The following is a 13,617-nucleotide window of genomic DNA, read 5'->3' as shown; positions in this document are numbered from 1 at the left end:
TCCTCAGTACGCCAGCGAGCGGTCGACGGCGTCGAGCACCCTGTCCAGGCCCGGCAGGTACTCGTCCTCCAGGCGGGCCGGCGGGTACGGGGCGTGGAACCCGCCCACGCGCAGCACCGGCGCCTCCAGGTGGTAGAAACACCGCTCCGTGATGCGCGCGGCGATCTCCGAGCCCACGCCCAGGAACACCGGGGCCTCGTGGACGATCACCAGTCGCCGGGTGCGCTCCACCGAGGCCTGCAGACCGTCGAAGTCGATCGGGGACATCGACCGCAGGTCGACGACCTCCACCGACTTGCCCTCCTCGGCCGCCGCGGCCGCCGCCTCCAGGCAGACCTTCACCATCGGGCCGTACGCGGCCAGCGTGAGGTCCGTACCGGCGCGTGCGACGCGGGCGGCGTGCAGGGCGTCCGGGATCGCCTCGACGTCGACCTCGCCCTTGTCCCAGTAGCGCCGCTTCGGCTCGAAGAAGATCACCGGGTCGTCGCTGAGGATCGCCTGCTGGAGCATCCAGTAGGCGTCGCTCGCGTTCGACGGCGAGACCACCTTGAGGCCCGGGACGTGCGCGAAGAGCGTCTCGGGAGACTCGCTGTGGTGTTCGACGGCGCCGATGCCGCCCGCGTACGGGATGCGGATGACGACCGGCATCTTGATCTTGCCGAGCGAGCGCGCGTGCATCTTCGCGAGCTGCGTGACGATCTGGTCGTACGCGGGGAAGACGAACCCGTCGAACTGGATCTCCACGACCGGCCGGTAGCCGCGCAGGGCCAGGCCGATGGCGGTGCCGACGATGCCCGACTCGGCGAGCGGGGTGTCGATGACCCGCTCCTCGCCGAAGTCCTTCTGGAGCCCGTCGGTGATGCGGAAGACACCGCCCAGCTTGCCGACGTCCTCACCCATGATCAGGACCTTGGGGTCGGTCTCCAGGGCCTTGCGCAGCGAGTCGTTGAGCGCCTTCGCGATGGTCAGCTTCTGTACGGCCATGGTGGTCACTCCCCGCCTTCGAAGGACGCGAGGTAGGCGGCGAACTGGGCGCGCTCCTCGTCGACGAGCGCGTGCCCGTCCGCGTAGACGTTCTCGAAGATCGCCATGGTGTCGGGGTCGGGCATGGCGCGCACGACCTCGCGCACCCGCTTGCCCAGCGCCTCGCTCTCCGCCTCCAGCTCCGCGAAGAACGCCTCGTCGGCGCCGCCGGAGGCCAGCAGGTGGGCCTTCAGGCGCAGGATCGGGTCCTTCGCCTCCCAGGCGGCCGTCTCCTCGTCGCGCCGGTACTTCGTCGGGTCGTCGGAGGTGGTGTGCGCGCCCATGCGGTACGTGAACGCCTCGACCAGGGTCGGGCCCTCGCCCCGGCGCGCCCGCTCCAGCGCCCAGCGGGTGACCGCGAGGCAGGCCAGGACGTCGTTGCCGTCGACGCGGACGCCCGGGAAGCCGAAGCCCTGGGCGCGCTGGTACAGCGGGACGCGCATCTGCCGCTCGGTGGGCTCGGAGATGGCCCACTGGTTGTTCTGGCAGAAGAAGACCACGGGGGAGTTGTAGACCGCGGAGAAGGTGAAGGCCTCGGCCACGTCGCCCTGGCTGGAGGCGCCGTCGCCGAAGTAGGCGATGACGGCCGAATCCGCGCCGTCCTTGGCCACGCCCATCGCGTACCCGGTCGCGTGCAGCGTCTGCGAGCCGATGACGATCGTGTACAGGTGGAAGTTGTTGGTGTTCGGGTCCCAGCCGCCGTGGTTGACGCCGCGGAACATGCCGAGCAGGTTCGTCGGGTCGACGCCGCGGCACCAGGCCACGCCGTGCTCGCGGTAGGTCGGGAAGACGTAGTCGTCGTCGCGCAGGGCCCGGCCGGAGCCGATCTGGGCGGCCTCCTGGCCGAGCAGCGAGGCCCACAGGCCCAGCTCGCCCTGGCGCTGGAGAGCGGTGGCCTCGCCGTCGAAGCGGCGGGTGAGGACCATGTCGCGGTAGAGCCCGCGCAGGTCCTCGGTGGTGATGTCCGCGACGAAGGGCGCGAACTCGGCGGCGTCGGGGTTGGCCCCGGCCTCGATCCGTTCGCCCTCGGGCGTCAGCAGCTGTACGAGCTGAGGCTCGGCGTCGTGCGGCGTTGCGGTGGCAGCGGCGGTCTTGCGGGCGCTCGCCGCGCCTGCCGCCCGCTTGGTGCCGCTGCTGCGTCGCGGCTTGCGCGCGGCAGTGCTCTCCACGGTCACGTGTGCTCCTCCGTCGGTCCGGCACCCGGGTTCTCCGGGGACCAGTGCGGCTCACCTGTATCCGTACCCGGGCACGGGGTGGGTGCACGGCACGTACGGGATTCAGGCGTGACAGGTGCCCCGGCGAGTGCCCTGCGCAATGCACGTTACCCAGTGCTTCGCATAACTGCGAAACCCCGCTTGACCTGCGTTTTTGCTTGGATATCCAAGTAAATCGGCGGTCGCGGGAACAACGACTGGTCACAGCCTTGCAGGGGGCCGGAACAACGGCACGTTATCCCGGGTAACTCCGGCAGGGAAGGGGTGAGTGTGTGAAGATGACTTTGTGCGCGAAGACGGCAAAATCAAGGTATTCCTCCTGGACGACCACGAAGTGGTACGTCGGGGCGTTCATGAGCTCTTGTCGGTCGAAGACGACATCGAGATCGTCGGCGAGGCCGGTACGGCGGCGGACGCGCTCGTCCGCATTCCGGCCACCCGTCCCGACGTCGCGGTGCTCGACGTCCGGCTGCCGGACGGCAGCGGCGTGGAGGTCTGCCGCGAGGTCCGCTCCCTGGACGAGGACATCAAGTGCCTGATGCTGACCTCGTTCGCCGACGACGAGGCCCTCTTCGACGCGATCATGGCGGGCGCCTCGGGCTACGTCCTGAAGGCAATCCGCGGGAACGAGCTGCTCAGCGCCGTACGGGACGTCGCGGAGGGCAAGTCCCTGCTGGACCCGGTCGCCACCGCGCGGGTGCTGGAGCGGCTGCGTGACGGCAAGAACGGCAAGGGCGACGACCGGCTGTCGAACCTCACCGAACAGGAGCGGAAGATCCTCGACCTGATCGGCGAGGGCCTGACCAACCGCGTCATCGGCGAGCGGCTGCACCTCGCCGAGAAGACGATCAAGAACTACGTCTCCAGCCTGCTGTCGAAGCTGGGCATGGAGCGCCGCTCCCAGGCCGCCGCGTACGTGGCGCGCCTCCAGGCCGAGAAGCGCTGACCGCTCCGGCGGCCCTCCGGCCCGCCGCGACCGTTCCTCCACCCCGGCCCGGCCGGCCGTCCACCGGGTCCACCGCGGCGCGCCGTGTCATTCGGGACCAACGTCCCTGATCATCGGGGCGGGATCCCCTGTCCCGGCGGCGGGCCGGTGCCGCAGAGTGGTCGGCATGTCCCCTGAGGATCTCCACGCCCTCGAAATGCTGCGCCGCGTGCCCTACGGCCGGGTCGCCACCAGCATGCGCGCGCTGCCCTTCCTCGCCCTCGCCCGGCACATCGTGGTGGAGGGCAGGGTCGTGCTGAGGATGCACGCCGGCTTCGGCCACCACCACGCCTGCAACGGCAGCGTCGTCTCCTACGGGGCGGACAACTTCAATTCCCGGGACCCCCGCCTGTGGTCCGTCCAGTTCACCGGGATGGCGGAGATCGCCGAACCGACCACCGCTGAACTGGAACTATTCGGTCCGGGTCCGCATTTCGTGGACGGCGCGGTCTTCGATCCCGTCTATCTGCGCATCGAGCCCCAGTTCGTCACCGTGCACACCCTCGCGGCGAATCCGAACCGCGCCGGCATGCGGTACCAGCACGCGCTCTGAAACACCGGCACGGAAGCGCACACGCGTACGTGAGAGGGCCCGGCGGAATTCATTCCGCCGGGCCCTCTCACGTCACCGCGTCACCGCGTCACTGCGAATCGCTGCCCTGGGGGTCCCCGCCGCCGCCCGAGGGCGGCGGCGTCTTCGGCGGCGTCGTCGGCGGCTTGGTCACCGGCGAGGGCGGCGGCGTGGTCGCGTCCTCGGTCTTCGGCGGCGAGCTGCTCGCCGAGGGCGTCGGGACGTTGCTCGGCGAGTACTTGCTGCGGCTCGGCGCGGGCGAGTACGTCTCCTCGTGCGTGGAGCCGCCCGAGTCGCTGCTCGGCGGGTCCGACGGGGTGTCCGGCGTCGCCCCCGGGCTGCTCTGCGTCGCGCCCGGAGAGCTCTGGCCGGTGCCGGGCTTGCCGCCGCCACCGGCGCTGTCGCCGCCCATCGTCTTCACCGCGTACGCGACGCCGCCGGCGATGGCGAGGACCGCGAGCAGCGCGAAGACCCACATCTTCCAGCGGCCGCCGCCCCGGCGGTCGTCGTACCCGTCATAGCCGCCGTAACCGCCGTGCCCGCCCCGGCCGCCGCCCGGACCGCCGTGACCGCCGCCGCCCGGGAAGGCGGTGCCGTCGTCGGGGTTCAGCGGGGGCACCATCGGCTGCTGGAACTGCGAGGTCGTGGCGTGCGCGTTGTACTGCTGGCGCGGACCGCCGTTGCCGCCCGCCGGCATCGCCGCGGTGGGCGAGCCGCCCGGCTGGCCGTGCGGGAGGGACATGGTGACGGGGCCGGTGTTCCAGGTGCCGGTGTTCGGCCCCTGGTCCTGGAGCATCTGGAGCGCGTACTGGACGAGCCCGCGCATCTCCTCGGCGCTCTGGAACCGGTCGTCCGGGTCCTTGGCCAGCGACCGCATGACCAGGCCGTCGAGTTCCTGCGGGATGTCGTGGCCCTCGGGCAGCTGCGAGGGCGGCACCGGCGCGTCCTGGACGTGCTGGTAGACCACCGACAGCGGGGTCTCGCCGGTGAAGGGGGGCCGCAGCGCGAGGAGTTCGTAGAGCAGGCAGCCGGTCGCGTACAGGTCGCTGCGGTGGTCGACGGCCTTGCCGAGGGCCTGTTCAGGCGACAGGTACTGCGGGGTGCCCATGACCATGCCGGTCTGGGTCATCGTCGACTGCGCGCCGTGCAGGGCGCGGGCGATGCCGAAGTCCATCACCTTCACGGCGCCGCTGTGGGTGATGATGACGTTGGCGGGCTTGATGTCGCGGTGCACGATGCCGTGCTGGTGCGAGTAGGCGAGTGCCTCCAGCACGCCCGAGACGATGATGAGCGCCTGGTCGGGGCCGGGGGCTTCGGCGCTGAGCAGCAGGTCCCGGATGGTGCGGCCCTCGACCAGCTCCATCACGATGTAGGGGACGACGTTCGGGCCGACCCGGTCCTCGCCCGAGTCGTACACGGCGACGACGGCGTGGTGGTTCAGCCCGGCGACCGACTGTGCCTCGCGGGTGAAGCGGGCCTTGGACACCGGGTCCTCGGCGAGGTCGGCGCGCAGCAGCTTCACGGCCACGGTGCGGCCCAGGCGCACGTCCTCGGCGGCGAACACCTCGGCCATGCCGCCCCGGCCCAGCCGGTGGGTCAGGCGGTAACGTCCGTCGCCCACCAGGCCGCCGGCGCCCCAGTGCTCAGGACCATCGGCCATCCCGGCGCCGTTTCCCTCGGGTTCGGGTGCCATCAGTCCTCGCCGTCGTCTCTCTCGTCCGCTCTAGCGGTGGGTCCTCATCGGGTGCTCCGATGAACGCTACAGCCTCGGAACCGGTCACCGTTCGGACACAGACGCCCCGTGGCCTCCCGGTCACGGAGCGGGCACCGGCTTGACGTGTGCTTGCCCTCCGGCAGACTGGGCGCGACATGCGCTCAGCCGGACGCGTAGGGACACAGCCCGAGGGGAAGCAACAGTCATGAGCCAGGACGGCACACAGGGCCGGTACGCAGGCGGCTCTCTGGCCGGTGGCCGTTACCAGCTAAGGGATTTGCTGGGCGAAGGCGGCATGGCCGCCGTCTACCTCGCGTACGACTCCGCCCTGGACCGGCAGGTCGCCATCAAGACCCTGCACAGCGAACTGGGCCGCGAGGCGTCCTTCCGCGAGCGGTTCCGGCGTGAGGCACAGGCTGTTGCGAAACTGTCGCACACCAACATCGTCTCGGTCTTCGACACGGGCGAGGGCGAGGTGACCTTCGGCGGCTCGGGCGACGGCACGGTCATGCCGTACATCGTCATGGAGTACGTGGAGGGGCTGCCCCTCGGCTCCGTCCTGGAGGCGGACGTCCGCCAGTACGGGGCGATGCCGGCCGACAAGGCGCTGAAGCTGACCTCCGACGTGCTGGCCGCGCTGGAGACCAGCCACGAGATGGGCCTGGTCCACCGCGACATCAAGCCCGGCAACGTGATGATGACCAAGCGCGGCGTGGTCAAGGTGATGGACTTCGGCATCGCGCGGGCCATGCAGTCCGGGGTCACCTCGATGACGCAGACCGGCATGGTCGTCGGCACCCCGCAGTACCTCTCGCCCGAGCAGGCGCTGGGGCGGGGCGTGGACGCCCGCTCCGACCTCTATTCGGTCGGCATCATGCTCTTCCAACTGCTGACGGGCCGGATCCCGTTCGAGGCGGACTCCCCGCTGGCGATCGCGTACGCGCACGTCCAGGAGGAGCCGGTGGCTCCGTCGTCCATCAACCGGTCGGTCACCCCGGCGATGGACGCGCTGGTGGCGCGGGCCCTGAAGAAGAACCCGAACGAGCGTTTCCCGACGGCGGCGGCCATGCGGGACGAGATCCAGCGGGTCCTGTCGGCGGGGCAGACGGGGGCTCCGGCCATCGTTCCGGGCGTCCTGCCCGGTGGCAGCGGGGCGGGCGTGAGCTCGGCCGTGTTCCCGCCGGTGGACTCCGGTTTCCAGGCGCCGCCGCCGCAGTCGCTCCAGCAGCCCTACCAGGCGCCGCACACCCCGGCCCCGTCCCCGTACGCGCCGCAGGCCCCGGCCCAGGGCGGGTACGCGTACCCGCACACCCCGGCGCCGCAGCAGCAGTACGCCCCGCAGACCCCGCCGCCGTTCACACTCTCTCCGGCGTCGGCTCCGGCCCCCGCGTCGGGCGGCGGCAGGCGGAACACGCCGGTGGTGGTCGGGGCGGTCGTGGTGGCCCTGCTGGCCGTCGGCGGCCTGATCGCGGTGCTGAACATGGGCGGGGACAACCGCGACGAAGCCGGCGGTTCGAGCGCGAGCGGCGGCGGGAGCCCGTCCGCCTCCGCCCCCGCCGCCGCGGGGCACAAGGGGCCGGACACCTCGCGCACGATCGACCCGGAGAAGTGCAAGAGCGCCTCGAAGTCCTACCGGGACGCCTCGAAGGTGATCGCGCCGGACCTGCGCTACAAGAACCTGCGCTCGGTGAAGGAGTGCCTCCAGGCCGCGGGCTGGAAGTTCACCATCCAGAACCGCGACGAGGCGGTCTGGGGCCAGGACACCGTCCTGGAGCAGCTCCCGGCGGCGGGCACGGACGTCGCCAAGGACGGTGCGGAGTTCACGCTGGTCGTCTCGACCGGCGACCCGCAGTAGAGCGACCGGCGGGAGAGCGACCCGCGGGAGAGCGGTCGTCTCCGGCGGCGGCCCGCAGGAGAGCGGCGGGGCGCCGCCGAAGGACTGACACCGGCATCCCGGACCACCCCCATGGGCGGTCCGGGATGCCGCTTTTGTCCCACCGTGTAACGCTGAGGGCGTCATTCTGGTGCCTCGGCGTCCCGGCGTCCCGGCCGCACGGAAGGGGAGGGGCTCCCCGTGACTCGACGTCCCCGCGCGCCGCGCTGGACCGCCGGAGCCGCACTGGCCGGGGCCGCGCTGCTGGCCGCCGCGCCCGCGGGAGCGACCTCCGCCCGCGCCCCCGGCGCCGCCGCGCCCACGAGCGTGGTCGCGGTGGCCGACGTACCGGAAGAGGCGTACGAGGAGCTCGCCGGCAGCGCGGCGGGCGTCGGGCGGGAGCACCCGGGGCGGCCCGTCGGCGAGCCCGCCGCCGAGGACCTCGTCCCCGCCGTACGGCCCGCGCGCCAGGCCCGTCCGCCCGTGCGCCCGCCCCGCCGGGAGCCCGCCGTACCGCCGGGGCACGAGCGGCCGGGACATGAGCAGCCGGGGCACGAGCAGCCGGGGCGCGACCAGCCAGGACACGAGCGGCCGGGACACCTGCCGACGGGCGCGCTGCCGCACGGCACCCGGCCGCCGGGCACCGCCGCGAGCCCCGGGGCCCGGCAACCGGTGGGCACCCCCGACGGGACCGCGCCGAGCAGCTCCCCCGGCGCCCGCGCGCTCGGTACGGACCCCAACGAACGGGCCGCCGACCTGGCCGCCCACCTGCTGCCCCTCGGCACCGGACTGGCCCTGATGGGACTGGGTCTGGGCTACATGGGCGTGCGGCTGCGCCAGGGCCGCTAGGCCCTCCCTTCGGGCCGCCGGAGCGGCCGGGGAGGCTTGCGGAGATGAGCATACTGGGTATACATACTCAGTATGTCGATCCGTCACGGGCTTCTCGCCCTGCTGGAACGGGGCCCGCGCTACGGCTCCCAGCTCCGGTCCGAATTCGAGTCACGCACCGGCTCCACCTGGCCCCTCAACGTCGGGCAGGTGTACACGACCCTCGCCCGTCTGGAGCGGGACGGGCTCGTCGCCCCCGGCGGCGAGGACACCGCCGGGCACACCCTCTACGCCATCACCGACACCGGACGCGCCGAACTCCGCGAGTGGTACGAGCGCCCCGTCGACCGCACCAACCCGCCCCGTGACGAGCTGTCCATCAAGCTCGCCATGGCCGTCGGCGCCCCCGGCGTGGACATCCGCGCCGTCATCCAGGCCCAGCGCCACTCCACGGTCCAGGCGATGCAGGACTACACCCGGCTCAAGGGCCAGGCGCTCACCGCCATCGAGAGCGGCCGCTCCGACGAACGGGACGACCTGGCCTGGCTGCTGGTCCTGGAACAGCTCATCTTCCAGACCGAGGCCGAGGTCCGCTGGCTCGACCACTCCGAGTCCCGGCTGGTCCGGCTGGCCGCCCGCGCCGCCACCGAACCGGCACCGCAGGGCGCCGCGCCGGTGGCCGCTCCGGGCACCGCTCGGGGCACCGCCCCGGCCGGCGCGCCCGGGGACCTCGGCGGCGCCCCGGCCGGCGCCGCCACGGCCACCGACCCCACCGCCGGCGCCACCGCCGGCCGGCCCCGCACCGCCCGTACGCGGCGGGGCTGACCACCATCCCAGGGGGGACCCTCATGCCCGACCAGCACCGTCCACAGCCCGTACTCCTGCTCGACCGCCTCGTCCGCACGCACGGCAGCGGCGCCACCGAGGTGCACGCCCTGCGCGGCATCGACCTGCGCGTCCACCCCGGCGAACTCGTCGCCGTCATGGGCCCGTCCGGCTCCGGCAAGTCCACCCTGCTCACCCTCGCGGGCGGACTCGACACCCCCACCAGCGGCCACGTCCTGGTCGAGGGCGTCGACCTCACCACCGCGAGCCGCAAGCGGCTGGCCGCCCTGCGCCGCCGCAGCATCGGCTACGTCTTCCAGGACTACAACCTCATCCCGGCCCTCACCGCCGCCGAGAACGTGGCCCTCCCGCTCGAACTCGACGGGACCTCCGCCCGCCGGGCCCGCGCCGCCGCCCACGCCTCGCTGGAGGAGATAGGCCTGCGCCCGCTCGCCGACCGCTTCCCCGACGAGATGTCCGGCGGCCAGCAGCAGCGCGTCGCCATCGCCCGCGCCCTGGTGGGCGAACGCCGCCTGGTCCTCGCCGACGAACCCACCGGCGCCCTCGACTCCGAGACCGGCGAATCCGTCCTCGCCCTGCTGCGCTCCCGCTGCGACGCGGGGGCCGCCGGGGTCCTCGTCACCCACGAGCCCCGCTTCGCCGCCTGGGCCGACCGAGTCGTCTTCCTGCGCGACGGGAGCGTCGTCGACGAGACCCTGCGCAGCGGGGCCGACTCCCTGCTCTCCGGTCGGGCGGCCGGCCTGTGACCTCCCGGATCGGCTCCTGGTACCACCCCTGGGTCGCGGCCCTGCGCATCGCCCGCCGCGACGCCTGGCGCGCCAAGGGCCGCAGCGCCCTCGTCCTGTCGATGATCGCCCTGCCGATCGTCGGAGTGAGCGCCGCCGACCTCACGTTCCGCAGCTCCGAACTCTCCACCGACCAGCGCCTGACCCGGCAGATCGGCGCCGCCGACGCCCGGGTGTCGGCATCCGGCCTGGACGCCGCCATCTTCCAGCACCCCAACGGCGACAACTACGCCCCGGTCGGCGGCTACGAGAAGTACCGGCCCGGCAAGGAGAAGGAACAGCCCCTCACGTCGGCCCTCCCGGCCGGCGCCCGGGCCGTCGAGGACAGCACCGGCCACCTCAAGGTGCACACCACGCACGGCCTGCTTTCGACCGACCTGCGCGAGCTGGACGTACGCGACCCGCTGACCCGGGGCCTGATCACCCTCGACCGGGGACGGCTGCCCCAGGGGCCCGGCGAGGTCATCGCCACGCAGGCCTTCCTCGACGCCTCCGGGCTGTACGTGGGCTCGGCGGTCACCCCGCGCGGCGCCGCCGCCCCGTACCGGATCGTGGGCGCGTACGAACTGCCCTCCCGGCTCAAGAACACCGAGCTGCTGGGGCTGCCCGGCACCCTGTTCGGCCCGCTCGACCGGGACCTCCGGGCCGCCGGCGGCTCCGGGCTGTCCCCCGCCACCTCCTACCTGGTCAAGGCCGGCGGCGGTGATGGTTTCACGTGGAACATGGTCAAGGAGGCCAACGCCAAGGGCGCGCTCGTGCTCTCCCGCGCCGTGAGCCTGCACCCGCCCGCCGACTCCGAAGTGCCGCTGTTCAAGGAGCAGCGCAAGGAGCAGTACGAGTCGGTCTCCGACGGCGGCCGGGTCACCGAGAAGGCCGTGCTCGCCACCGTCGTGGGCCTCGCCATGCTGGAGATCTGCCTGCTCGCCGGACCGGCCTTCGCGGTGGGCGCCCGGCGCTCGCGGCGTCAGCTCGGCCTGGTCGGCGCGAACGGCGGCAACCGGCGGCACGTCCGCTCCATCGTGCTGTCCGGCGGCCTGGTGATCGGCGCCGTCGCCGCCGTCACCGGAACCGTGATCGGCGTGGCGCTGACCCTCGGACTGCGCCCCGTACTGGAGCAGCAGCTCGGCGTCCGCTTCGGCGGCTTCGTCGTCCGCCCGCTGGAACTCCTCGGCATCGCCCTGCTCGCCGTGCTGACCGGGCTGCTGGCCGCCGTCGCCCCCGCGATCACCGCGTCCCGACAGACGGTGCTGGCCTCCCTCACCGGCCGCCGGGGCACCCGCCGTGCCAACCGGATCCTGCCCGTGCTCGGCCTGCTCGCCGTCGCCGGCGGCGCCGCGATCGCCCTCTACGGCACCAACTACCGGGTCAGCCCCACCGTCGTCGCGGGCGGCAGCGCCATCGCCGAGCTGGGCGTCGTCGCCCTCACCCCGGTGCTGGTCGGCCTCTTCGGGCGGCTCGGACGCTGGCTGCCGCTGTCGCCCCGGCTCGCGCTGCGCGACGCCGTCCGCAACCGGGGGCGTACCGCGCCCGCCGTGGCCGCCGTCCTGGCCGCCGTCGCCGGAACGGTCGCGGTCTCCACGTACCAGCACAGCCAGGACGTCCAGGCACGGCACGAGTACCGGGCCGAGCTGCCCTCCCACTCGGGCTATCTGCTCGCCGACGACAGCCTCGGCCACAAGGAGGTGCCCGGTCTGCGCGCGGCGCTCGCGAAGGACCTGCCGGTCAGCGTGCGGGCCGACGTGGACCGGCTCGTGGCCGGGAGCCCGAACTGTGAAGCCGGTTCCTCGGATTCCGGCTGCGGGCGCGTCGAGCTCATCACCCCGAAGGAACAGCGCTGTCCGCTCTGGGAGGCCGAGAACGGCCCCGCCTCCTTTCCACCGGACCAGGCCAAGGCCCTTCGGCAGGACCCCCGGTGCGCACAGCGGGAATTCATCACCCCCTTCGAGACGGTCGTCGCCGACGAGAAGCTGCTCGCCGTGCTGGCGGTCACCGACCCGGGCTCCGTGGCGGCGCTGAAGAACGGCAGGGCCGTCTCCTTCGACGGGCGCACCGTGAAGGACGGCAAGGTCACCCTGCGGGTCGTCACCGACACCGCCGCCGCCGAAGAGGCCGGCGCCAAGCACGCCGAACTGCCCGGCCAGGACAAGGTCCTCACCGTCCACCAGGCGCCCGCGAGCGCCGTGAGCTGGGGCTTCGTACTCGTCGTCCCGCCGTCCGCCGCCAAGTCGGCGGGCCTGGCCACCGCCCCGGCCGGCTCCTACTTCAGCCTCGACGGCAAGGCCCCCACCGAGCAGCGGCAGCGGCTCGAAGGGGACATCGACCGGCTGGGCGCCGACGCCCGGTTCCTGATCGAGGAGGGGTACACGGGCCGGAGCAGCCTGGGCGTGCTCGCCCTCGGCATCTTCGCGGGCCTGGTCACCATCGGCGCCGCCGGCATCGCGACCGGCCTCGCCCAGGCCGACTCGGAGGCCGACCTGAAGACGCTGGCGGCGGTCGGCGCGGCCCCGCGCGTGCGGCGCACGCTCAGCGGGTTCCAGTGCGGGGTGGTCGCCCTGATGGGCGTGGTGCTCGGCTCGGCGGCGGGGATCCTGCCGGCGGTCGGGCTGCGGCTCACGCAGGAGCGCGAACAGGAGCGGCTGGTCCGCCACGGCATCGAGATGGGCTACGCCACGCTGAAGGACAGCGAGCTCTACGTGCCGATCGCGGTGCCGTGGGAGACGCTCGCCGGGCTGCTGGTCCTGGTCCCGCTGGGCGCGGCCCTGCTGGCGGCGCTCGTCACGAGGTCGAGCGGCGCGCTGGCCCGCCGGGCGGCGGGCTGATGTCCCGGCCCCCGTACAGGGTGGATCACGCCCGTACGGGGGCACACCGTGTGAGTACGCAGGTGTGCGAGACAATGACGGCATGGAGATGCCGAGGAGTGAACGGTCGCAGGACAGCCCCCCGAACGTCCTGATCCTGGGACAGGACGGGATGGCGGTCGGCGGCGCCGATGACGAGTCGCGCGAGGTCCCGGTGACGGAGATGGTCGAACAGCCCGCCAAGGTCATGCGGATCGGCAGCATGATCAAGCAACTCCTGGAAGAGGTCCGTGCCGCGCCTCTCGACGAGGCGAGCCGGGTCCGGCTCAAGGACATCCATGCCGCCTCGGTGAAGGAGCTGGAGGACGGCCTCGCCCCCGAGCTGGTCGAGGAACTGGAACGCCTGTCCCTCCCCTTCACGGAGGAGGCCATTCCGTCCGAGGCGGAACTGCGCATCGCGCAGGCGCAGTTGGTGGGCTGGCTGGAGGGCCTGTTCCACGGCATCCAGACGGCCCTGTTCGCCCAGCAGATGGCGGCCCGCGCCCAACTGGAACAGATGCGCCGCGCCCTCCCCCCGGGCTCCTCCCACGAAGACGAAGAAGAGGGCCCCCACGGCGCCATCCGCTCGGGCCCCTACCTGTAAACCCCCGGTGGCGCCGGCCCCCCTCCGGCGCCACCCCCCCATCCACCCCCGGTGGCGCCGAGCCCTCACCGGCCACTCCGGCACCCCCTCAGCCCCCTCCACCGGCCCGGGGCCCTGGAACACCGACACCGCCCCGCGCGTGGATGCCCCTCCCACTGCATCCCCCTCCACCCCCGCGCATGGGCGCCCCACCCACTGCATCCCCCCTCCACCCCCGCGCGTGGGCGCCCCACCCACTGCATCCCCCCTCCAGCCCCGCGCGTGGGCGCCCCACCCACCGCACCCCCCTCCAGCCCCGCGCGTGGGCGCCCCACCCACCGCACCCCCCTCCAGCCCC

At 73.0% G+C, this 13,617-nt stretch carries 11 protein-coding genes; 8 read left to right on the top strand and 3 right to left on the bottom strand.

The features are described 5' to 3' along the window. Positions 1-3 precede the first annotated feature (3 nt). Together ACZ6ZT_RS13745 and pdhA are read right to left on the bottom strand one after the other, a co-directional pair. On the bottom strand, positions 4-984 hold the full coding sequence (locus ACZ6ZT_RS13745) for an alpha-ketoacid dehydrogenase subunit beta (RefSeq protein ID WP_469719121.1): 981 nt from the start codon (positions 982-984) through the stop codon (positions 4-6). Positions 985-989: 5 nt separating this feature from the next. Next, positions 990-2,198, bottom strand: a complete 1,209-nt coding sequence (pdhA, locus tag ACZ6ZT_RS13740; RefSeq protein WP_469719119.1) for a pyruvate dehydrogenase (acetyl-transferring) E1 component subunit alpha — start codon at positions 2,196-2,198, stop codon at positions 990-992. Positions 2,199-2,523: 325 nt separating this feature from the next. Here pdhA and ACZ6ZT_RS13735 point away from each other — a divergent pair, with 325 nt between their 5' ends. Next, positions 2,524-3,183 carry a response regulator gene (locus ACZ6ZT_RS13735; RefSeq protein ID WP_469719117.1) on the top strand — a complete coding sequence of 220 codons (660 nt, stop codon included), beginning with the start codon at positions 2,524-2,526 and terminating at the stop codon, positions 3,181-3,183. Positions 3,184-3,349: 166 nt separating this feature from the next. Next, the gene (locus tag ACZ6ZT_RS13730; RefSeq protein ID WP_469719114.1) at positions 3,350-3,775 is read left to right on the top strand and encodes a pyridoxamine 5'-phosphate oxidase family protein; all 426 of its coding nucleotides are present in this window, start codon (positions 3,350-3,352) and stop codon (positions 3,773-3,775) included. A gap of 88 nt (positions 3,776-3,863) precedes the next feature. On the opposite strand, the gene ACZ6ZT_RS13725 is transcribed toward ACZ6ZT_RS13730, so the two are convergent. Beyond that, a complete protein-coding gene (locus ACZ6ZT_RS13725) occupies positions 3,864-5,486 on the bottom strand; it encodes a protein kinase domain-containing protein (protein ID WP_469719112.1) in 1,623 nt (540 codons plus the stop codon). A gap of 226 nt (positions 5,487-5,712) precedes the next feature. Between ACZ6ZT_RS13725 and ACZ6ZT_RS13720 the strand changes: the two genes are divergently transcribed. The 6 genes from ACZ6ZT_RS13720 to ACZ6ZT_RS13695 all read left to right on the top strand — a co-directional run bounded on the left by ACZ6ZT_RS13720 (position 5,713) and on the right by ACZ6ZT_RS13695 (position 13,280). Beyond that, positions 5,713-7,362 (top strand): Stk1 family PASTA domain-containing Ser/Thr kinase, encoded by a 1,650-nt coding sequence (locus ACZ6ZT_RS13720; protein WP_469719110.1) that lies wholly within the window; start codon positions 5,713-5,715, stop codon positions 7,360-7,362. Between the two features lie 219 nt (positions 7,363-7,581). After that, positions 7,582-8,229 carry a hypothetical protein gene (locus tag ACZ6ZT_RS13715; RefSeq protein ID WP_469719108.1) on the top strand — a complete coding sequence of 216 codons (648 nt, stop codon included), beginning with the start codon at positions 7,582-7,584 and terminating at the stop codon, positions 8,227-8,229. Between the two features lie 72 nt (positions 8,230-8,301). Then, a complete protein-coding gene (locus tag ACZ6ZT_RS13710; RefSeq protein ID WP_469719106.1) occupies positions 8,302-9,033 on the top strand; it encodes a PadR family transcriptional regulator in 732 nt (243 codons plus the stop codon). 23 nt (positions 9,034-9,056) lie between these two features. Beyond that, a complete protein-coding gene (locus ACZ6ZT_RS13705) occupies positions 9,057-9,800 on the top strand; it encodes an ABC transporter ATP-binding protein (protein ID WP_469719103.1) in 744 nt (247 codons plus the stop codon). An 8-nt stretch (positions 9,801-9,808) separates the two neighbouring features. Next, complete coding sequence (locus tag ACZ6ZT_RS13700; RefSeq protein WP_469719634.1) at positions 9,809-12,658, top strand: FtsX-like permease family protein; 2,850 nt, start codon at positions 9,809-9,811, stop codon at positions 12,656-12,658. Between the two features lie 82 nt (positions 12,659-12,740). Continuing rightward, a complete protein-coding gene (locus ACZ6ZT_RS13695) occupies positions 12,741-13,280 on the top strand; it encodes a bacterial proteasome activator family protein (protein ID WP_469719101.1) in 540 nt (179 codons plus the stop codon). The last annotated feature ends 337 nt before the right edge of the window (positions 13,281-13,617 follow it).

Source organism: Streptomyces sp. NPDC102258 (assembly GCF_055584685.1).
The sequence above is the reverse complement of the archived record's forward strand: the minus strand, read 5'-3'. Positions and strand labels throughout refer to the sequence as shown.

What these genes read in the sequence shown, in the direction of transcription:
- ACZ6ZT_RS13745 (WP_469719121.1), bottom strand. Translation starts at nt 984, where the DNA reads ATGGCCGTACAGAAGCTGACCATCGCGAAGGCGCTCAACGACTCGCTG.
- ACZ6ZT_RS13730 (WP_469719114.1), top strand. Translation starts at nt 3,350, where the DNA reads ATGTCCCCTGAGGATCTCCACGCCCTCGAAATGCTGCGCCGCGTGCCC.
- ACZ6ZT_RS13725 (WP_469719112.1), bottom strand. Translation starts at nt 5,486, where the DNA reads ATGGCACCCGAACCCGAGGGAAACGGCGCCGGGATGGCCGATGGTCCT.
- ACZ6ZT_RS13720 (WP_469719110.1), top strand. Translation starts at nt 5,713, where the DNA reads ATGAGCCAGGACGGCACACAGGGCCGGTACGCAGGCGGCTCTCTGGCC.
- ACZ6ZT_RS13710 (WP_469719106.1), top strand. Translation starts at nt 8,302, where the DNA reads ATGTCGATCCGTCACGGGCTTCTCGCCCTGCTGGAACGGGGCCCGCGC.
- ACZ6ZT_RS13705 (WP_469719103.1), top strand. Translation starts at nt 9,057, where the DNA reads ATGCCCGACCAGCACCGTCCACAGCCCGTACTCCTGCTCGACCGCCTC.
- ACZ6ZT_RS13695 (WP_469719101.1), top strand. Translation starts at nt 12,741, where the DNA reads ATGGAGATGCCGAGGAGTGAACGGTCGCAGGACAGCCCCCCGAACGTC.